The organism is Mojavia sp., assembly GCF_059505145.1.
The window spans coordinates 29,354-48,811 of sequence record NZ_JCACKA010000071.1; the positions used below are offsets into that span (position 1 = coordinate 29,354).

General features: G+C 41.1%; 21 protein-coding genes and 3 pseudogenes. 8 read left to right on the forward strand and 16 right to left on the reverse strand.

Features of this window, described 5'->3' with window-relative positions; genetic code table 11:
- Window positions 1-518 precede the first annotated feature (518 nt).
- Window positions 519-1,457 carry a geranylgeranylglycerol-phosphate geranylgeranyltransferase gene (locus tag AC5JL8_RS17670; protein ID WP_495880998.1) on the reverse strand — a complete coding sequence of 313 codons (939 nt, stop codon included), beginning with the start codon at window positions 1,455-1,457 and terminating at the stop codon, window positions 519-521.
- 676 nt (window positions 1,458-2,133) lie between these two features.
- On the opposite strand from AC5JL8_RS17670, the gene AC5JL8_RS17675 reads away from it, so the two are divergent.
- The 3 genes from AC5JL8_RS17675 (at window position 2,134) to AC5JL8_RS17685 (ending at window position 3,593) form a co-directional block, all read left to right on the forward strand.
- Window positions 2,134-2,520, forward strand: a complete 387-nt coding sequence (locus AC5JL8_RS17675; RefSeq protein WP_495880999.1) for a hypothetical protein — start codon at window positions 2,134-2,136, stop codon at window positions 2,518-2,520.
- A gap of 84 nt (window positions 2,521-2,604) precedes the next feature.
- Window positions 2,605-3,240, forward strand: a complete 636-nt coding sequence (locus AC5JL8_RS17680) for an SDR family NAD(P)-dependent oxidoreductase (RefSeq protein ID WP_495881065.1) — start codon at window positions 2,605-2,607, stop codon at window positions 3,238-3,240.
- Between the two features lie 155 nt (window positions 3,241-3,395).
- Window positions 3,396-3,593, forward strand: a complete 198-nt coding sequence (locus tag AC5JL8_RS17685) for a hypothetical protein (RefSeq protein ID WP_495881000.1) — start codon at window positions 3,396-3,398, stop codon at window positions 3,591-3,593.
- Between the two features lie 71 nt (window positions 3,594-3,664).
- Here the strand turns inward: AC5JL8_RS17685 and AC5JL8_RS17690 are convergent, their stop codons facing one another.
- The 3 genes and pseudogenes from AC5JL8_RS17690 to AC5JL8_RS17700 all read right to left on the reverse strand — a co-directional run.
- Window positions 3,665-4,207, reverse strand: coding sequence for a universal stress protein (locus AC5JL8_RS17690; protein WP_495881001.1), 543 nt, complete (start codon window positions 4,205-4,207; stop codon window positions 3,665-3,667).
- Between the two features lie 58 nt (window positions 4,208-4,265).
- A complete protein-coding gene (locus AC5JL8_RS17695) occupies window positions 4,266-4,418 on the reverse strand; it encodes a hypothetical protein (RefSeq protein WP_495881002.1) in 153 nt (50 codons plus the stop codon).
- Window positions 4,419-4,537: 119 nt separating this feature from the next.
- Window positions 4,538-4,846: pseudogene (locus AC5JL8_RS17700) on the reverse strand (transposase); the annotation flags it as partial.
- A 223-nt stretch (window positions 4,847-5,069) separates the two neighbouring features.
- On the opposite strand from AC5JL8_RS17700, the gene AC5JL8_RS17705 reads away from it, so the two are divergent.
- Complete coding sequence (locus AC5JL8_RS17705) at window positions 5,070-6,515, forward strand: MFS transporter (RefSeq protein ID WP_495881003.1); 1,446 nt, start codon at window positions 5,070-5,072, stop codon at window positions 6,513-6,515.
- Here AC5JL8_RS17705 and AC5JL8_RS17710 read toward each other — a convergent pair.
- From AC5JL8_RS17710 to AC5JL8_RS17755, 10 genes and pseudogenes are all read right to left on the reverse strand, one after another.
- Window positions 6,512-6,784 carry a hypothetical protein gene (locus AC5JL8_RS17710; RefSeq protein WP_495881004.1) on the reverse strand — a complete coding sequence of 91 codons (273 nt, stop codon included), beginning with the start codon at window positions 6,782-6,784 and terminating at the stop codon, window positions 6,512-6,514. The genes AC5JL8_RS17705 and AC5JL8_RS17710 overlap by 4 nt on opposite strands.
- A gap of 1 nt (window position 6,785) precedes the next feature.
- Window positions 6,786-7,919: a hypothetical protein gene (locus AC5JL8_RS17715; RefSeq protein WP_495881005.1), complete on the reverse strand. Its 1,134-nt coding sequence runs from the start codon at window positions 7,917-7,919 to the stop codon at window positions 6,786-6,788.
- A gap of 66 nt (window positions 7,920-7,985) precedes the next feature.
- The gene (locus AC5JL8_RS17720; RefSeq protein WP_495881066.1) at window positions 7,986-8,210 is read right to left on the reverse strand and encodes a response regulator; all 225 of its coding nucleotides are present in this window, start codon (window positions 8,208-8,210) and stop codon (window positions 7,986-7,988) included.
- Window positions 8,211-8,262: 52 nt separating this feature from the next.
- Window positions 8,263-8,832, reverse strand: coding sequence for a DUF192 domain-containing protein (locus AC5JL8_RS17725; protein ID WP_495881006.1), 570 nt, complete (start codon window positions 8,830-8,832; stop codon window positions 8,263-8,265).
- A gap of 2 nt (window positions 8,833-8,834) precedes the next feature.
- A pseudogene (locus AC5JL8_RS17730) lies at window positions 8,835-9,374 on the reverse strand (AAA family ATPase); the annotation flags it as partial.
- A complete protein-coding gene (locus AC5JL8_RS17735) occupies window positions 9,337-9,540 on the reverse strand; it encodes a hypothetical protein (protein ID WP_495881007.1) in 204 nt (67 codons plus the stop codon). The gene AC5JL8_RS17735 and the pseudogene AC5JL8_RS17730, both read right to left, overlap by 38 nt.
- A 190-nt stretch (window positions 9,541-9,730) precedes the next feature.
- Window positions 9,731-10,630, reverse strand: coding sequence for a cation diffusion facilitator family transporter (locus AC5JL8_RS17740; protein ID WP_495881008.1), 900 nt, complete (start codon window positions 10,628-10,630; stop codon window positions 9,731-9,733).
- Between the two features lie 548 nt (window positions 10,631-11,178).
- Window positions 11,179-11,412 (reverse strand): hypothetical protein, encoded by a 234-nt coding sequence (locus tag AC5JL8_RS17745; RefSeq protein WP_495881009.1) that lies wholly within the window; start codon window positions 11,410-11,412, stop codon window positions 11,179-11,181.
- A gap of 96 nt (window positions 11,413-11,508) precedes the next feature.
- Window positions 11,509-11,733: a hypothetical protein gene (locus AC5JL8_RS17750; protein WP_495881010.1), complete on the reverse strand. Its 225-nt coding sequence runs from the start codon at window positions 11,731-11,733 to the stop codon at window positions 11,509-11,511.
- A gap of 406 nt (window positions 11,734-12,139) precedes the next feature.
- Complete coding sequence (locus AC5JL8_RS17755; protein WP_495881011.1) at window positions 12,140-12,388, reverse strand: DUF6883 domain-containing protein; 249 nt, start codon at window positions 12,386-12,388, stop codon at window positions 12,140-12,142.
- Between the two features lie 153 nt (window positions 12,389-12,541).
- On the opposite strand from AC5JL8_RS17755, the gene AC5JL8_RS17760 reads away from it, so the two are divergent.
- Entirely contained in the window at window positions 12,542-12,832 is a 291-nt protein-coding gene (locus tag AC5JL8_RS17760) for a hypothetical protein (RefSeq protein WP_495881012.1), read from the forward strand.
- 71 nt (window positions 12,833-12,903) lie between these two features.
- Here the strand turns inward: AC5JL8_RS17760 and AC5JL8_RS17765 are convergent, their stop codons facing one another.
- Window positions 12,904-13,125 (reverse strand): hypothetical protein, encoded by a 222-nt coding sequence (locus tag AC5JL8_RS17765; RefSeq protein WP_495881013.1) that lies wholly within the window; start codon window positions 13,123-13,125, stop codon window positions 12,904-12,906.
- Between the two features lie 432 nt (window positions 13,126-13,557).
- Here AC5JL8_RS17765 and AC5JL8_RS17770 point away from each other — a divergent pair, with 432 nt between their 5' ends.
- The 3 genes and pseudogenes from AC5JL8_RS17770 (at window position 13,558) to AC5JL8_RS17780 (ending at window position 18,235) form a co-directional block, all read left to right on the forward strand.
- Entirely contained in the window at window positions 13,558-15,990 is a 2,433-nt protein-coding gene (locus tag AC5JL8_RS17770) for an MASE1 domain-containing protein (RefSeq protein ID WP_495881014.1), read from the forward strand.
- Between the two features lie 77 nt (window positions 15,991-16,067).
- Window positions 16,068-17,321 carry a sensor histidine kinase gene (locus tag AC5JL8_RS17775; protein ID WP_495881015.1) on the forward strand — a complete coding sequence of 418 codons (1,254 nt, stop codon included), beginning with the start codon at window positions 16,068-16,070 and terminating at the stop codon, window positions 17,319-17,321.
- A 198-nt stretch (window positions 17,322-17,519) separates the two neighbouring features.
- Window positions 17,520-18,235, forward strand: a pseudogene (locus AC5JL8_RS17780) (IS1 family transposase).
- A 160-nt stretch (window positions 18,236-18,395) separates the two neighbouring features.
- Here the strand turns inward: AC5JL8_RS17780 and AC5JL8_RS17785 are convergent.
- On the reverse strand, window positions 18,396-19,445 hold the full coding sequence (locus AC5JL8_RS17785; RefSeq protein WP_495881016.1) for an S-adenosylmethionine:tRNA ribosyltransferase-isomerase: 1,050 nt from the start codon (window positions 19,443-19,445) through the stop codon (window positions 18,396-18,398).
- Window positions 19,446-19,458 lie beyond the last annotated feature (13 nt).

The window sequence follows — 19,458 nt, forward strand, 5'->3', positions numbered from 1 at the left end:
AGTCGAGATTTAAAACAGTTTTTCAACAATCCTCCACAGTCAATTAGGCATCGGATTGCGGCGATAGATCCGCTCCTTGTGAAGTATTTGGTTGGGTAGCCAGTATTTAAACCCAAACCCGCATAGTCAATACTAATTATCTTCAAATGTAATTTGGTGAAGTTTCACATTCATGGGTTTGACAATCCCAAAAAATAAATTTCATCACAGCATCTGGCATTGCTTTATAGATTAGCCGACTCTAGCTTACTGATTCACAGTGCGATTGCATGATTGCACTGCGCGGAGCGCAATCGCAACGCGTTACGACAAACGCGCTACAAACTTTCTAAGTGCAATTTATCTGGCTGCTTCTGTCATTTAGCTCAATTGATGACACATCCTAAGGGGCCCGTGCAAAAATAAGTTGCTTGCTACTTTATTTATGCAAGTAACCCAAACATCCCGGATGCAGGGCTGCGACGACTTTAATGTCGTCGCAAAGCAGCAAGCAACTTATGAGAGCGGGGATGCTAAAGCTACAATATTGGAGCCGTCCCTAACAGCCCTACTACCCCCAATAGCATCCCAATCCGATCCCAGAATACAAATCCTTCGTAAGCGCTCACACTACCTTGCTGTTGATAGCGTAATAGTGCGATTGTCACACTTAGCATCATCGCTGTGGAGAAGACTAAAAACAACAGAGGATGTGTCATCGGCAATAATAGGGGTGCTATTGGAATTGACACAATCAACGTACCCATTAATCCCCAAGCAATCCAAAAAGCCGTTTCCTTTCCCCAGGTATTGGCAATTGTAACAATTCCCTGACTGCGATCGCCTGCTGTATCGTGTAAATCCCAAATAATTTCCTTAGCTAAAATATAAAAGAATAAAAACCAAATTGGATAAAGCATGGCTCCCGGTCGATTTACAACCAAACTACCCAGAAAAATTACCGCCGCCGTGATCGTTGCCACAATGAAATTTGCAAAAATACCGCTTTGGAGTAATATATGCGAGTAATTCCAGAGCAAAATAGAACTCACAGTTACCAAAATCAAGCAAGAAATTCCTAAAGGAATGGCCGCACTCGCCGCGCCGATAAACAGAATCAAAGCTGTCCACCAAACTGCAACAGGTGAAAGGCGACCAGATGGGAGTGGTCTTTGGGGGTGATCGATGCGGTCTTTATCCACATCCCAATAATCATTAATTGCACAGGCCGCAGAGTGTGTAAATACTAAAATAGTTGCTGTCAATAGATATTGCTGTAATGAAGCTGCTGAATTGAGCGCGTAGATTGTGGCACAGCCGGTTATTGCAGCAACAATAGCAACTGGTAGTCGGAAAAGTTGAGCAAGATCACGAATCAATCTGATTTTTTTATCTTCTTCAGCAGAAGCGGAAGCATTTTGTACTGATGCAGAAGTGGACGCAACAGCTTTTTTATTCATATGCAATTGTTCGCTCATTGCTAACCTCACATATTTAATGTGGGTAATCACAAACGCCATTTCATCCCCATAGCTATTACCCCTGAAACCCGAAGAAAAATATCTGCTTTTACTCGTTCAGCTCAGGTATTGCCTACAGGGTATTCAATTCAATATAAGCAAAAAACAAATTTTAGATATTTATTAGTTTGTTTTAATGCCATCTGCTTACTTAGTTTATCTCATCAATATGAATCTAGTAATTTTGTCAAGTTTTTTGCCAAAAAATCTACAATTTGTTATATAGTTAGCATGGGTTAATGCGGTTTTGGCATTGTTGAGAATAAGATTTCCCTTATAGACAAGATGCGCTCGCATGATTGCAGTGCGCTTTCGCGCAATCGCACTTTGAGTTTCAACATAATTTTTAGCCAATAATTTTATCAATAGATGCCACTGTATATAACTTCATTAGAGTTAAATTGATTTACGCGCCTGTGCCAAATTGTTGAAACGGTGAGGCAGTGCGGTCATGTTCGTTACCCCCATGAGCAACTAGCGAACCCGCAGGGCGTTTGCATTTTATTAGTTGTAGGTGCCTTATCTAAATGCACCTGAATGTCAGCCACAAGGTATAGGAAACTTATTCAGTACACCAGTACTATGAAAACGAAGATAAACCTGTCTCAAACTGAAACATAAGGATTGAGGATACATGGCTCTTGTTGAGTTACAGAAAAATGAGATGATGGTTCACCTGCTGAATTCTCTTGATGCGGGTCAAGATGTTGGTCATTACGGCAGGCTGGTATTTGCAATGGTGGCTCGTCATTTCTTGAGTGAGTCTGAATTAATTGATTATCTTCAAAAAGATAAAGACTTCAGCGAGCAGGAAGCGCGTTCTTTGTATTTACAGGTTCAAGGTAAAGACTATAACCCACCTCGACGAGAGCGTATTCTCCAATGGCAATCTCAGCAGGAGTTTCCTATCTGTCCTAATGCTGACGATCCAGATGCCTGTAATGTTTATAAGGATTTACAATTTCCACCAGAGATATACGAGCATATTTCCGAATATCACGAACAAAAAGCAGAAAGCTAAAACTGGTAAGCTGACCCCGGCCTGAAGGTACGGGGCTTTAGCCTCAGATTTGAATCATCGGGAACAAAGGCATTTGCCCCTGCAATAGTACAATCGTGTATCAATCAGTTGCTCACGCGGACTAACCGCATAGATGTACTTGTGAATAATGCTGGACAAATTCATGCCAGCATGATTGAAGAAACTTCTTTAGAACAAGCCAAAGAGATTTTTGAAACCAACTTTTGGGGTATTGTGCGTCTTACTAATGCTGTCTTGCCCATCATGAGACAGCAGCGTAGTGGGCATATTATTAATATGAGTTCGGTGGCAGGATTAATTGGCGCACCAGGTGAAGGCTTTTACTCTGCAAGCAAATTTGCACTTGAAGGTTATAGCGAAGCATTAAGTGTGGAACTAGACCCATTTAATATTCAAGTGTCTTTAGTTGAGCCTGGCTATTTCAAAACCAACTTCAACCTAACCATGTTACAACCAACGAAAATTAGTAGTGATTACGACAACGTGCGCGATGTTATCATCTCATCTGTCCAGGGCGCAATTGCACAAGGCGATAATCCTGATAAAGTTGCACAAGCAGTTTTCCGTATTGCTTCAAGCTCCTCACCACGATTACGCTACCGTGTGGGCTATGAGGCGCAATGGTTGCCTCGTTTGAGAGCGATTCTACTGGATAAACTGTTTCGCTTTGGTGCGCGTAAACGGTTAAACTTGCCTTAATGTCTCGTCAAATTAGCAGCAACAATTATTGTTGCAGGACTTTCAGATAGTAGTAGGATGCGGATTGAGATAAGCTGTTAACTACAAAAGTTTGTTTGTTGAGACCGCAAAGGGGCAGGGGAGAGTACTTGAAGTTTTTACCCAAATTTTTAATTGTGCAACTTGTAAGTACAAAAGCTTCTCATCGTCGTTCATTATTTGAAACCGCTATGTTTCGACTCAAAATGATCTTTGGGGGTCGGTTACGGCGACGAGGTTTTGATAGCCTTGCCAACGAGCTATTTCTGCAATATGCTGCACTTAACCGTATGATTGGGTTGGGCAAACCGGATAGCTACAAAGTTGAAGACTAATTACCAACTTTATTAAGAGAAGGTGTGTCTTTTTCTGTTTCATGCAACAAAGCTGTTTCGCTTTAATTCTATCAATCCGATGCACTAACTCTGCTTGATTCGTCTTGAGCAGATTCAGTATTCATTTTTAATATGTGTTGCATAATCAGGACTGAGCAGGGAGCATTGTGGAGTACGTAATTGCTGACACTACCCAAGGCTAACTCACTCCAACCAGATAGACCCTGACGTCCAACTACGATTAGGTCAGCACCCCAAGTGGAGGCTAATTTACAGATGGTTTGACCAGGATTACCAGAGGGTTGGATGAATTCTGTACTCACGCCTGCTAGAGTTGCTTCATCCGTACATGATTGTAGTAGCTCTAGACCTTGCTTTTCCAAAAGCTCCCACTGCTGTTGATTGAACTCCAAAGTTTTTTTACTCATTACGGGATATGGATAGTAATCCTGCCTAGGAAGTATAGGTATATTTACTCTGCCCTGTTCTTCGCCCGACAGAACATGCAACAGCATAAGGCTGGCCTGGCTCGCTTTTGCTAAGAACAAGGCTTTATCAAAGACATCCTTGGCGGATTCAGAGGTGTCGATTGCAACTAGAATCTTGTGAAACATATAGACTTCCTCCAAACTGTTGTGGCTCCATATAAGAGCTGATTTATAAAGGTTCTGTTTAGACAGCAAGGCACTTCAACATCAAGCGCACCATTACCGTTTCGCTCATCAACTCGCTCACACCTAGCAATAGTTCATGGTCTGTGACTTGTGCGATGCAACCAGCGAAACCACCCAAATATACACTCGACAACCCAGGTTTTGGCAACACCTGAAATTATGCTTCGGTTCGCTTGATAATTTCAACTTTGGCACCACAAACCTGCAAAAATGCTTGAACGAACTTGTCCTTACTGTAGCTCTAGTCTACCCAAATCACAACTAACATAAATCAATCTTAGTTCCTTTGTTTCTATCTCCTGTCTCATCAATAATTAAAATAATTGGTCTACCTTTTAGTATCTGTAAAATTAGTTCAAAACGCAAAACTCTCCTCTTCTCTACATCCCAAGATGGTGTTTTTAAGAGATGATGTAGCCCTTGATACTTATTTAATCCAACAATTTTTGCTATTTCTGAAAGGCTCTTCCTTTTTAAGTCAGAAATACATCCTATATGTAGATATTTAAATGCTTCAAAAAGCCTAACATCTGAAAACAGCTTTTTATACAACAAACAATAGTCGACCACAAAATTCATGGTTTGTCAGAGCGAACGAGGCTATACCATACTCTGTACCTTCGTTCTAAGCTTTGTAATTTATTATACTATCGCTAAAGTAACACAACAGGGCTAATAACCCCTCATTCCTAACGTCTCTTTCAAAGAGATTGTTCCAGTAGGCTGATGCTCGTCTACTGTTCTCTACATTAAACCAGCAATTAAGGCCGCGTTAACTCTTTTTAAATTTTAGCTATTCAGTATGTCCAACGAAGTAGAAGACGAAAGCTTACTAAAAAAGATCCCTTTCCCCATTCAGGAAATCCCAGAGGATAGGGAATTAACAGAGACAGTAATTCTTCCCACAAATGTGCCTATTAAACTTTCCAAACCGCAAATTCGCACAAGTCTCAGGGCATTAACTATCGAGAGTCTCTTTGCTGCGGTTTTTTACAGTATCATCGGTTCAGCCTTGCTTAGTAATTTCTTGCTGGATCTGGGTGCCGGCCCATTGGAAATTGGTTTGCTCGCCTCTATTCCTCAGTTAGTAAATTTGCTCCAACCACTGGGAGCTTATTTGGTAGAACGAAGTACCAGCTTCAACTGGTATTGCATGAGCATTTTCATCCCGGCGCGGCTACTGTGGATAATTCTCGTGCCAGCGATTTGGTTGGTCAGATCATCTAACCAGATCTCTGAACACCAAGTGGTGCTGTTGACATTAGGAATTATGTTGGTGGTTAATATCATTGAAGCTTTCGCCCGTGCTCCCTGGATGACCTGGACGGCTGTGGTAGTACCTGAGCGGTTGCGGGGGCGGTATTTTGGCTTTCGCAATAGTGTTTTGAGTTTGACGAATCTCATCTGTGTGCCCCTACTAGGTCTAGCAGTATCGGCTTGGCCTAGTGGAACGCTCCAAGGCTACGGTGCAATCTTGGTTCTAGGAATTGTGCTTGGGCTACTTAGTCAGGGCTGTCAGTTCTGGATGAGCGATGTTAACCCGCAGCTTTTAAAAGTTGTGGGGTCAGATATACCCCAACCATACCGCAGCGGGATACATCTTCGCTTCCTCAATGATGCCAATTTTTTGAAGTTACTGATTTACCTTGCCATCTGGTGCTTTGCCGTTAACCTCAGCGCTCCCTTCTTTAACCTCTATATGCTAGATAACCTAGATATAGATGTCAGCCTAGTAACAATTTATAACGGCTTAGGAGCTGGTGCTAATATGCTACTACTAGTTTTCTGGGGTAAGCTGTCTGACCGGATTGGGAATCGTCCCATCATGTTATTAGTAGGAATCTTGGTGGCGGTGACACCTCTATTATGGCTAGTAGCTGGCAATGATTCAATTTCCCTTTGGATATGGTTACCCTTGTTACACCTGCTGGCATCTGGGACGTGGGCGGCCATAGACCTGTGTACTAACAATCTGATGATGGGAGTGGCACCGGTGACTAATCAATCCACTTACTTTGCGATCGCCGGGGCGGTTGCTGGTGTCACTGGAGCAATGGGAATTACTGCTGGTAGTTTTCTCGCGGCTCTGCCTGGTACCGATGGCTTACTGAGACTATTTGTTCTCTCAGCTGTCCTACGGATGGCTGCTCTCTTACCCTTAGTTTTTGTTCAGGAACAGGGTTCTGTACCTCTGGATCGGCTTTGGAAAGTTCTATTCTCAGTCAAGCAACAAAGAGTACCGATTTAACAATATTGAACTTCAACCGCTTGGGACTGTTTCTCTAGCATTGGTTTAGGTGGAGGATTGGGGTGTTCGACATTATGCTTTTTCGATGGTCGCTGCACTTTAGGCTTATCCTTTTTCGCTGCTGCTAGAACACCGATTCGTAGTAAAGGTTTGGGCAATCGCTTTGATTCCAAGCGCGTACAATTAGACCGTTTTGGGTGCGATGGCCCCCAAATAGCGAATCCCGCCCACTCTTGCAAAAGAGTGGTTATTTTTTTCTGCAAAGTCATTCTATCTTTGCAATCCTGCTGCCTGTTTTTTAGTTTCTAAAACCTCATCAAGTTTGCTATTCGCATTCTCAAAATCCTGCAAAATTTCTGGAGTTACTTTATTAATTTGCACTTGCCCAGATTGTACAGCTAAAATTACATCCCCGTTCTTGTGTGCAACTGCCCAATTTTTGCGCTCAGGATGGAAACATACATCATAAATCTTGCCTTGGACACGGGTAGTACCATCCGACTCTGGTTGACCCAAAGCTGACACGATTTTATGAGCAATCTGGGCGATTCGGCTAACTGTCTCTTTCTGCATTGCTTCTATTGCCTGCGGTGATAACTGGCCACCAGCCTTAAATTCCGATGCAATTTGGGCAATCCGCTGCTTGTATGCTTCTGGTTTTCCCAATTTATCTGCTGTACGCCACCATGAGCGTAAGTTTTCTACGGTTATCGGTTGATTAGGAGCCGAAGATGTTACAACCAATTCATCCTGTCTCGCCGCCCCTACACTCCACGCCGCCGCGGAGGCCGACAATCGCTCATGTTCTGGTATACCCGCTCGAAATGCTTGGGCAAACTGATAAGCTTGCTGGAACATTAACTTAGTCTGCCCTCGGCTTAGTTCGGGTTTGAATTCAACAAGTGAGGCTTTGCTTGCCTGAGTCCCTGGCTTGAGTCCATATTCTGACACCGATTGAGGACTCACTGTACCCAACTTACGGTATTGCGGCTGGCCATCATCCCCAATTTCATTATTTATTTGGGCGAGTGCCACTAGTTTTGAGGAACGCTTGTCCGTTTCTAGTTTCAGATTAATGGTCTGTGCTTTCCAGATTAAGGGATGATCGTAGCGAGTCAGGTTTGTGATTTCCAATTTTGACCCTTGCTGCGTTTGGATGATGGCACTGGGGCCACGCTCACTCTCACGCCGCCTTTCCATTGTGACTGCGGCATTGAACAAACGGTCGAACTCATACTTGGCAGCGATCGCGCTAAATATGAGTTGTGGGGTGAATTCAACCTCTTTGAACAAATCGTGAAACTGAACTATAGGTCGTGATTGGGACTGCGATTGTTGAAAATATTTATTTGTCTGATTGATTAATAATTCTACTGGTGAGTAACCGCTTGTTCTAAACTGCATATAACAAAATATCTGCTCTTGTATCACTTAGCAAGTAGGAACTAGCACCAGCATTAAAAGCCATCTTTACATCTTTAGTAGTCCTTCATCTGAATGCTGGCTCATAACTACTATTTTGACTTGGGGAAACTCTTGATTAATCTCAGCTATTAAATCAATCCCACTGATATCAGGTAAATCTATCTTTAAAATTACAAGATCTGGATGATTTTCTCGCGCTGCTTGTAAGCCTTGTTCTCCTGAATCCGCTTCCTGCACTTCTATATTTGCGCTCTCTAGGACAGTCTTTATCCCAGGCGTAAAATTGGGTAGTCATCGATTATCAGTACGTGCATCATAATTTTTAAAGTCTTAAAAAAACTGGAATGCGGAAACAATATTGCTGAATTTTATCACTATAACTTGATAATTGCTGTTTAGAAAAAGTCAATTTATCCCAGATTTTAATATTAGTTAACTTAGCCATACCTGAAGGTAGTTCAAGTACATGAGTAGCAATAGGAGCCGTATATATAGGACAAGGTTGATGATGACAGGGAATAGCATTATGTACAACTCTTGTCACTATTCCTTGATGAATAAATATTATGTCGAGAGGAAAGTTTACTTTATACATCCAAAAAGCAGCATTTTTATAAGGTTTACCTAAATTGAATAACATTCCGCGATCGCTTTTGAGACTAGAACGATATTTCAATCCTTTATTTAACTCCTCTGGTCTAGTTGCGACTTCCAGCTTAAATGTTCGATTGTCATGGGTGAAACTATGAGTTAAAGGTAAATACTGGGGGCGAGAGGTGAAAAATCCTAACGTAACAGTGCCAACAATAATACTTATGCCAGCAATGGAACCTAGCATCTTCAATCCTTCAACGGCAATAAAATCTAGCTTTTTTGAAATTGGGAGCAACATAATTAACTAAAAATATTAATATTGCCGTGGCTGTAAACAGAATCATCAACCATGCTCGAAGGTAGTCCTTGCAAAGAAGCTCTGTTTCGCATCCTCTCAACTTTGTCCGCCTCTCTGATTGCTAGCGGATTAATGTTGCGTCTGGCCTCTAATAAGGATGCAACAGTAATTTCTAATGCTGGGAGTTGGGAATAGAGATAGTCGTTTGTAGAACCCTCAAACATAAGACAGAAAGTTGAAGCTGCGGCTTTTTCGACAATGGCTCCGATTTCTGCACCGACGCAACGATAGGTTTCTTTCAGGAGTCTGCGCCATTCTTCCTCACTGTACGCATTCCCCCCATCACGGAAACGCTTGTCAAATCTTGCTAAGTGGATTTTGAATATTTCGTGTCTTTCCCCGTTGTTAGGTAAATCTACTTTAAAAATGTCATCAAACCGTCCACATCGTGTCAGTTCTGGTGGTAGCAATTCTAAATTGTTAGCTGAGGCAATAATTAAGACATTACTCGTTCGCTCTTGCATCCATGTCAATTTGCCACCGTTGATAGTAAAGTTGAACTATTTTTAAAGTAGGATAGATTGTTTGATCTAATAGAGTTGTAATCAAACTAACTCGTTGGCTACGAAAACCAGGAATAACAATGTAGTAGTAAATTTCTCTAACAGTTATAGAAGGAGGTAAAGTGGAAAATTCATCCTGGCTCAATCCTTTTTACTGTTTAATTAATGAAATCATTGGGAATTTTTGAATGAAAGTTATGATCAGGAAACTTCCTATTAAATAGCCGAGCGCCATGCTTTGACACTAAAGTTGAATGTTAATAAGCATGACTTTTACATGTTAATTTCAGTAATTCTGGGAGAGAATTAGTAAAAATATCTGGCTCTAATTTGTTTTACTTTGTTTTACTACGAGACAACATTAAAATTAAATCTTGATTAAATAAAGGATGTATTGGTAGGCTTGAAGGTTTTTTGCAGCCAGTGAGTTGTAAAGTTATTTCAGCAATATGAAAAGTTTTTCGGATGTGATTTTCCAACTTATTGAGTAAGCGATCGCGTTCTTGGATAGTTGCACATTCAACTGTCAAATTGGCACACAGCATTATCTGATTCAAGCTAAGTGCCCAGATATGGAGCTTTTCTACTTGCACAACACCAGGAAAAGATTTGAGAGATATTTCGACCTCAACGGGGTCAATTGATTCTGGTGCATACTCTAAAAAAATCTTTAAACTTTCTTGCACTAAAGGTAAAGCACTTAAACCCGTAAAAATTGCAACTACTAAACTAACAGCGACATCTGCCCACCACCAATCCCAAAGATGAACTGCTATAGCAGCTATAATTACGCCAACAGAACTAACAGTATCGGCAATGACATGAAGCAAAGCTCCCCGCAGATTTAAATCGTCGTGAGTATGAGGATGAAGCAAAGTAATGTTGAGCAGATTGACGATTAAACCTAACACGGCAATTCCTAACATTGGTAAGCCCAAAATTGTTGCTGGATGTTGCCAGCGTTGAATAGCTTCCCATGTGATAAAAGTCGCGATTATAAGCAAACCTAATCCATTCAACAAAGCTGCTAAAACTTCTATCCGCTGATTTCCAAAGGTTGCTTTTTTCTGAGATGGTTGCTGTGATAAAAAACTAGCAATTAGCGAGATCGCCAAAGCTGTAATATCCGATAAAATGTGTCCAGCATCTGCCTGTAAAGATAAACTTTGACTCCATAAGCCCACACTCCATTCAGCAATAAAAAAAACAGCAAGTAAACCTATCGTTCTCCACAAAACCTTGGCTTTTTACTGATTATTAAATACTTTTACCGAAGCATTTGCACATCCACAATATTGAAGTGAAAGCATTACTTAAAAAACCTTTTACAGTACAGTATTAGCTCAAAAAATCCTGTAATATTGCTTATTCCGCTGCCTTCGTCTCCGTTCGCGCAGCCTCTACGACAGGAGAAGAAGGGCTAGGCATTTTATTACGGGTTCGGGCCGAATGGCACGAAGAGTGCGCGTTATTTGTTGAGGCAAGCTGTTCTTGAGCGCTTTTGTGCTGGGGCAGACAAAGAAATAAGTGAATTCTAGGCTATTCTAGTATTTATAAATACAACTTTTCCTCTTTACTCCCCCAGCCTAAAGAGCTTTTCAAGCGTGTCATTCGGGTTCGGGCCTAAGTCTTTGTGCGAAACAAAATTTATTCCTTTAGGGCCCGTGCAAAAATAAGTTGCTTGCTGCTTTATTTATGCAAGTAACCCAGACATCGCGGCTTTGGACAGCGACGACTTTTATGTCGTCGCAAAGCAGCAAGCAACTTATGAGAGCGGGGATGCTTAATCAGCAACGCCAGAAATAGTAGTTGCACCGACCGCCATTACTTGAGACCATTCACTGACGCGGTTGTTATCTAAGACGGCTCGCACTCGATAACCAAGCTGAATTTTATGCATTAACAAGATTAAATCACGGTTGAGTAATCCTTGTGACAAATGGTTTTCATTAGATGCAGCTTGTATACGAAAGCAGCGATCGCTTTGTCGTTTCAACTTGGGAGACTTGCCTTCCATAAGCACCGTTTGCAGTTCGTATGCTTCAGCTTCAGGATATGCTTCCCAGCAAAGTTGCCAGTAAGTCGACCAGCGAATTAACTCGGCTGGTAATTCCTAGACTTCATCCGACAATGTAGACACAAGTCCGGTGACTGAAGGTTGTACCACTTGAGGCTGACTGGAGGTAATATCAGCAGTTACAGGGTTTATAAATCCTGGTTGCCCAACCTTCTGTGCAGCTATAGATAAACCGTCATCAACAATTAGTATCAGCCCGAATATCAAAGTTAACAGCAGCATCAATCGTAGGCATTCTAGTATTGTGCGACGTTTCAACATTATTTCTTGATACCTAATAACTTTCACATTTAATAAAGTACAAATTAATACATCAAGCAATTAACAAATCATTGTAATATTATTTGCTGTTTAACACTAGAGTTTTAGATATTGATAAAATTTATGGAAATAATAAAAATAATATTAAATTTATAATGGAAAACTGTGTTGTAAAAATAATGATTTACTAAAAAAAGTTATCTATCTTAAGGAATAAAATTAGATTAATTGCTGCTAGTAAAAGATAATCAGTATAGAGAATAGATTTTTTTAACTCATGTAGGACTGCTATAGGTGATATTCCTATGACTACGAACGCAGTCATAGGAATTGAAGTATAGGTTAGGACATTAACTCCTCATAAAACCTAAACTGTATGAGACTTTCAAGCTTGTTCACTCTAAATTTAAGTCTGTGCAGATTGAAATACACGCGCTTTGTGCTTTCCTTGTGGATGTTCTGGGTTGAGACAATACCCGGCGATTTTCTCTGTTTCAACGATAGCGCGTTCAGGGTTAAGCAGTTTCATAATCCGTTCGCATTGCTCCCAGTTCTGATCTGGGAAAAGCGATCGCCCCAATAAAAGAACCTTAATAATGGAGAGTAGCCCAGGCACAATTTCCCAATTTGGCAAAAGCGATCGCAGACTAACCAATTACACACAACGGATAAAGAGCCACTAGCTCCCGTGAACAGCGAGGAGCAAAACGAAAAAAGTCATTATCGATAAACAGATATTGGGCTGGCATATTCCAGCAATCCTTCCCATCCCCAGACCCATGCAGTTTTTACTAGGATCTCTTTACCGTTGCTGAATTTGATAAATTCTCCACCTCCGTCAAAAAATACATCAACTGATACTCCCCATACATTAGATAAGGCTATGGAGGGCTGGAAAGGGTTAAAACTGAGGTTGAGGCAGGGGTTAGAGAATGCTAGTCAGTTCTACACTGAGCTTGTTTCCAAAGTCGGTGAGGCTGTTGGTGTTGCTGATGGTGAACCAGTATGGAATCGATATTTGGGACAATGGCAGGCCTGTGTTAACTTTGCGGACGGTTGTAGGGCTGTGGTGTGCGATTGGCTAGCGGTAGTGGGGTAGGTGATACACTCACACAGCTGATGCCTATTAATTACCGAGATTGACTTGAAAGCCATTGTCGATCAAGCCCATTACTGTGAGTCGGTTATTTTGCAGTTTCTGAGTTTGGGGCAAATAATTTCTATTGCCTTGCCCTTGAAAAACACAATTGTATGTTTGTTATCTCCTCCATCTCCTAAAGCGGCTCGTTTATGGATGCTCATTTTTTCCATTTCCCTGATAGTATTCTCAAAGAAATTCGATTCATGTCCACAGTCGCAACGAAAGGATGATGGATACAGTTCTATTGCCATCTTAAAAGTCACAGTTTTTACAAGTGAGAGCTGATTTGTAAACTTGCTGAAAATCCTTGATGATAAAGCTTTCAGAAATTGAACGCCTGAACTGCCTAGAGATTGAAAGTCATATTGAGTAAGGGTTGAAGCGTTCTTAAGATTTTCTTTACGAATCAGATCTGAGCTAATTCGGGCTGCTGCTATTAACAAACGAGAGCTTGACCGTTGAGACCGAGTGTAAGGGTGCAAGGGTAAATCAGAAAATTTTATATACTTTAATACCGCGTATATGTACTGCTTAAACGCTTACATTTTGCCCCTAGCCTAGTGGCTGACAGCTATGCCATATCTATTCTTGATGATAAAAGTCACAACCACTTTTGGGAATTATAAACTGGACAACCTTTGTTGAGGGTTACTGGCCTTCAGCTATCTGCACGGAGACAAGAAATGCAGCAAACTACGATAAAGCAGCAATTCCTACCCAACCTGGATCGTCCATTTATAATAGCAGCACTGACTATTCCTATTGTTCACCTCGGACTTGGATACATAGGTTTATCCATGACATTTATCGGTGGTGCGTCAGCATTTTGGCCTTCATTCGGTGTGTTTTTAGCAGGAATGTTATTGGTAGGCTATCGGGTCTGGCCCATCATATTTTTAAGTGATTTTATTGTTAGTTATATTCTCTTTTTTAAGAACAATCTTTTAATTAGTACTATCATTCCGGCTATCAACTTAATTACTCCTTTCGTAGCAACTTTTTTAATTCAAAAGTTTATTAAGCGTCGCCATTTCTTAGAGCGATCGCAAGATATTTTTAAATTTATAGTTTTGACTATACCCAGTCCCCTCATCAGTTCGATCTTGGCTGCACTAACGCTTTGTATTAGTGGTATTGCACCTTGGTCAATATTTAATAACGTTTGTCGAACTTGGCTGACATCAGACAGCACAGGTATTTTAATTGTTACACCTTTAGTGCTGGCATGGTTGCAAAAATCTCCATCGCCAAGAAGCTTTCATCGCCGACAAATTCTTGAACTTGCATTTGTCTTACTGTCAATGATGGCAATTGTGCGGGTTGCCTTTTCAGGGGGATACCCTATCGAATACATGATCATTCCTCCGTTGATTTGGACAGCATTTCGATTTGAGGCGCGGATATCGACTCTAGCTGTAATGATTGTGTCAGCGATCGCAGTTTTTGGCACTATTAAAGGCTTCGGTTCTTTTGCTAAACAACTCTCGCCGAATGAATCACTCATCTTACTGCAATCATTCATTTGCGTTATCGCTATCACTACCTTTGTAATTTCTGCTGTAACTAGTGAAAACCAAAGGTCAGCAATGATACTGCGGCAAGCCAATGATGAACTAGAACGACGAGTTGAAGAACGAACAGCCCAACTCAAGGAAGCAAAAAATGTTGCCGAAGTTGCCAATCAAGCCAAAAGTGAATTTCTCGCCAACATGAGCCACGAATTAAGAACACCGCTGAATGGCATCCTCGGTTATACTCAAATCCTCCAACAAACTGAAACCTTATCAGAAAAAGGATACAAAGGAATTGAAATCATCCATCAATGCGGCTTTCATCTATTAAATTTAATTAACGACGTGCTGGATTTGTCTAAAATCGAAGCTCGCAAAATGGAGTTGCATACAATAGATTTTCATTTTCCCTCATTTCTAGAAGGAGTTGTTGAAATCTGCCGCATTAAGGCTGATCAAAAAGTGGTTTCTTTTAAGTATCAGCCCGATCCTCAACTTCCAGTTGGTATTTATGCTGATGAGAAAAGACTGCGACAAGTTCTAATTAATCTTTTGGGTAACGCAATCAAATTTACAGACAAAGGAGGAGTAACTTTAAAAGTAAATGTCATTAGTCAAGAAACACAACAAGTGGCAAATGACCAAGAACACATCACTAATTATAAAATCCGTTTTCAAGTAGAAGATACCGGGGTTGGGATGACATCGGCGCAATTGCAGAAAATCTTCCTTCCCTTTGAGCAAGTCGGAGAAATCAAAAAACAGTCCGAAGGAACCGGATTAGGATTAGCTATTAGTCAAAAAATTGTCCACCTCATGGGCAGCAGTTTGGAAGTGGAAAGTCAACCTGGTAAAGGTAGTGTTTTCTGGTTTGAAGTGAAATTAAGAGAAGCAAAACAATGGGCTGCAAGTTCTAGGGTGATGCAACAAGGAACTATCACAGGCTATCAGGGCAACAAACGCACCATCTTAGTAGTAGATGATAAATGGGAAAACCGTTCGGTAATCATAAATTTACTAGAACCAATAGGATTTGAGCTAATAGAAGCTAGTAATGGCAAAGAGGGGATTGATCAGGCTGTTGCATCTCAACCTGACTTGATCATTACTGATATAGTCATGCCTGTAATGGATGGTTTTGACTTAATTCGCTACATCAAGCAATCTGCTCAGTTAAAAAATATTGCCATAATTGCTTCTTCTGCAAGTGTGTTTGACAGCGATAAAAATCAGAGTTTAGATGTTGGTGCAGATGCCTTTTTATCTAAACCTGTTGTAGCTGAAAACTTGCTGGAATTACTGCGGTTAAAACTAAATTTAGTATGGATTTATGCAGCAATATCAGAAGTTGATTTAAATCGAAAGCAAACTAATAATCAGTCAGATTATCAGGATATCTCTTTACCTGCGATTGAATTTTTGACTTGCTTGCATGAATTAGCAAAAAATGGCGATGTCGATGGGATATTGCATGAAGTTAATAACTTGAAAACTAATCACCCTTTTTATGTTGATTTTACTCAACAAGTGATCCAGCTTGCCGAAAATTTTCAAATCAAAAAACTGCGAGAAACCTTAGCCCACTGGATAAACCAGTCCAAATAAATTCTGAGTAATTACTATTTAATAGTAATTATTTGTTGATTTTTTTAATTCTTCTATAAAAAATAATTTATCAACTGATGAAAAACTCTGATTTTGTATTAATCGTTGATGATAATCCAACTAATTTGTCGATACTATCACAAGCACTAAAAAGTGCAGGTTTTGCGGTTAGAGTCGCTGAAGATGGAGAAAGTGCGATCGAACTTGTGCAGCATAAACTACCCGCTCTGATTTTGTTAGATGTGCAAATGCCGGGAATAGATGGGTTTGAAACTTGTCAGAGACTTAAAGCTGATTCATTAACGCAAAACATTCCAATTATTTTCATGACAGCGTTGGCGGATACTGAAAATAAGTTGAAAGGACTCTCTTTAGGAGCCGTTGATTACATTCCCAAACCTTTTGAACAAGCAGAAGTAATTGCCAGAGTGCGAATGCATTTGCAACTGAAGCAATTGACCGATAACCTTGAACAAAAGGTTACAGAGCGAACGATAGCGTTACAAAAGGCACAAGTGCAACTGGTGCAACAAGAAAAGCTTTCAATGCTTGGTCAATTGGTAGCAGGTGTAGCACATGAAATGAATAATCCCATTAGCTGCATTGTTAGCAATATTCATCCTGCTCAAGAGTATATTGCTGATCTTACTCATGTCCTGCAATTATGTCAGCAAAATTATTCCCAACTACCACTTGTCATTCAGGATGCGATCGCCCAAACAGATCTAGAGTTTATCTTAGAAGATTTACCAAAGCTCCTCAATTCGATGCACGTTAGCACAGAACGAATCAAAGATATATCCATATCACTGCGAAACTTTGCCCGCACTGACACATTCACAAAGGTTCCATTTGATGTCCATGAGGGGCTTGACGATACATTATTAATTTTGCGGCATCGTCTCAAAGGATTGGGGCAACGACCTGAAATTCAAATCATCAAACAATATGCTTCTTTACCAAAGATTGAGTGTTATCCGGGACAACTCAATCAAGTGTTCATGAATATCTTGGCTAATGCTGTTGATGCTTTAGAAGATGTTTGGCAGCAAGGAAAGCGAGTAAATGATTATTTGACAATTAACATCTGCACTCAGAAGTTAAGCCCTGAATATATAACGATTCGGATTTCTGATAATGGCATTGGCATGACAGACGAGGTGAAGCAGCGAATCTTTGACAGTCTATTCACTACGAAAGCATTAGGCAAAGGTACTGGACTGGGATTGGCGATCGCTTATCAAATTGTAGTAGAAAAACATGGTGGAGCAATTAAGGTTAATTCCACACTCAATCAAGGAACTGAATTTGCAATCATGTTGCCTTTGTAGGACTTACGCAGTGATACGGAAAATCAAGGGTTTGGACAAGGGTATAGGGGTGCAGGGGTGTATGTGTTCCAAAGCCTTACACCCAGTCTAAACAGACAACCTTAGTGCGTAAGTCCTGGAGACAAATTTGGCGTTGCATAATAAAGGGATGAATTGAGGTGTTCTACTGTGCAGTGTCCATAGTGTGAGTGTACGGAGATAAGAAAAAACGGAAAGCGACGAGGTAAACAGAATCACATATGTGTTAAGTGTAGTCGTCAATTTATCGATGTTTATAGTCCACCAAGAGGCTACTCAGATAAAGTAAAACAAGAATGCCTAAAAGCCTATGTTAATGGCATGGGTTTGCGAGCAATTGAGCGTGATAAAGGTGTTCATCATACAACCGTAATTTACTGGCTCAAACAAATTGGTGACCAACTTCCAGATGCTCCGCCAACTACAGAGATACCATCAGTTGGTGAGTTGGATGAACTAGAAACTTTTGTTGGTTCAAAAAAAACAAAATCTGGTTGTGGACGGCTGTAAATCACTTTCATGAAGGTATTTTGGCTTGGGTTTTAGGAGATCATAGCGCTGAAACATTTCAACCTTTGTGGAATATTGTTTGCTGTTGGCAATGTTATTTTTACGTCACTGATGGTGAGACAGCCCTGCAAGAAGGTTTCCTTCTGTAGGGGACTGCGAACCCGAAGGGATGGAAAGTTTATGCCAGTTTTATTGAACCAGGAGACCATATTGTCAGCAAAACAGATATGACCAGAGTAGAAGGTGAGAATACCCGTTTACGGCATTATCTGGCACGACTACATCGGAAAACATTATGCTATTCCAAATCTGTAGATATGCTCAAATACTCTATCCGATTGTTACTTTACTACCTAAAGTATAGAGAAATACCTGTATTTGCCTGAATCATCCCGCATTTATGCAACGCCCAATTATCCAATTATGTTCTGTCCACAATTGCGAATTGCGAACTGCGAATTGCTTGGTCAGGGCTATTTATCCCTAGCTTCCGAACCGACGATTAAGTAAGCGCTTACTCAAGAAAAACTCCGGCTGTGAATCAAACTAGATAATTAAGTTTAGATCGCCAAACTCATGCCATAAATACTTTATCTTCACAGCATTCTCATAAGCATCATGAATTACTGATGCAGGTAAAAAAGCAGTCAACAGATCGAGGTGACTGGCTTGCGGTTCATGCAGCCCAGTTAGCAATCCATCGACTGCTTTTAATTTATGAGTTGCTGTAATATGCAAGCGGGTGTAGCCGTGTCCTGCCGTGACAATTCCCCGCTCATCCACGACTGATTCTAATGCCCGCAAGACTGTAGTTCCCACCGCAATAATTCGTCTGCCTGCTCGACGAGTTTGGTTGATTTTAGTGGCCGCTACCTCTGATATGAGATATTCCTCCTCAGACGCAGGATGCTGGGCATCAAGGTCATCATCCAGGTAAGATGATAATCCGGTATGCAGGACAATTTGAGTCATGTCGATACCCACTCGCTTGAGTTTAAAGAGCAATTGCCAGGTAAAGGCGCGTCCTGCCGAAGGCATTTCTGCTGAACCGGGTTCACGGGCGTACACAGTTTGATAAGCATCTAATGCCCAAGGTGCACAGACATACTCATAGCGAATAGGTTGCCCGATGCGGTACAGCGATTGGATGAGTTCAGACCCGGATTGAGAAAAACGCAAATTCCACAGACGTTGTATGCGAGGATCGCGATCGCCCACCGTTGCAGACAGTTGGTTATTTAACTGGATCTGCATTCCTGAGTGCAATCCACAAGCAAAGGGTTCACCGTTTTGACAGATGAGCAACGCCAACCAAGAGCCATCCGGCAAATGATGCGCTAAACGAATTTGTAAACATTCACCCGTTGAAGTCTCAGAGCTTGCCAATACCGCAGGCAAAGTACGACTGGAATTGAAGACCAATAAATCGCCCGGACGTAAGAATGCACCTAGTTGATTAAATTGGGTATGATTAACGGCTTTAGTTAAGCGATCAATTACCATCAAACGTACCGCATCACGAGCAATGCCTCGCTGCTCTGGTGGTTCTTTGGCAGACAGTTCAGAGGGCAAAACAAACGAAAATGGGGCGCTCATAGAGTTCTAAATC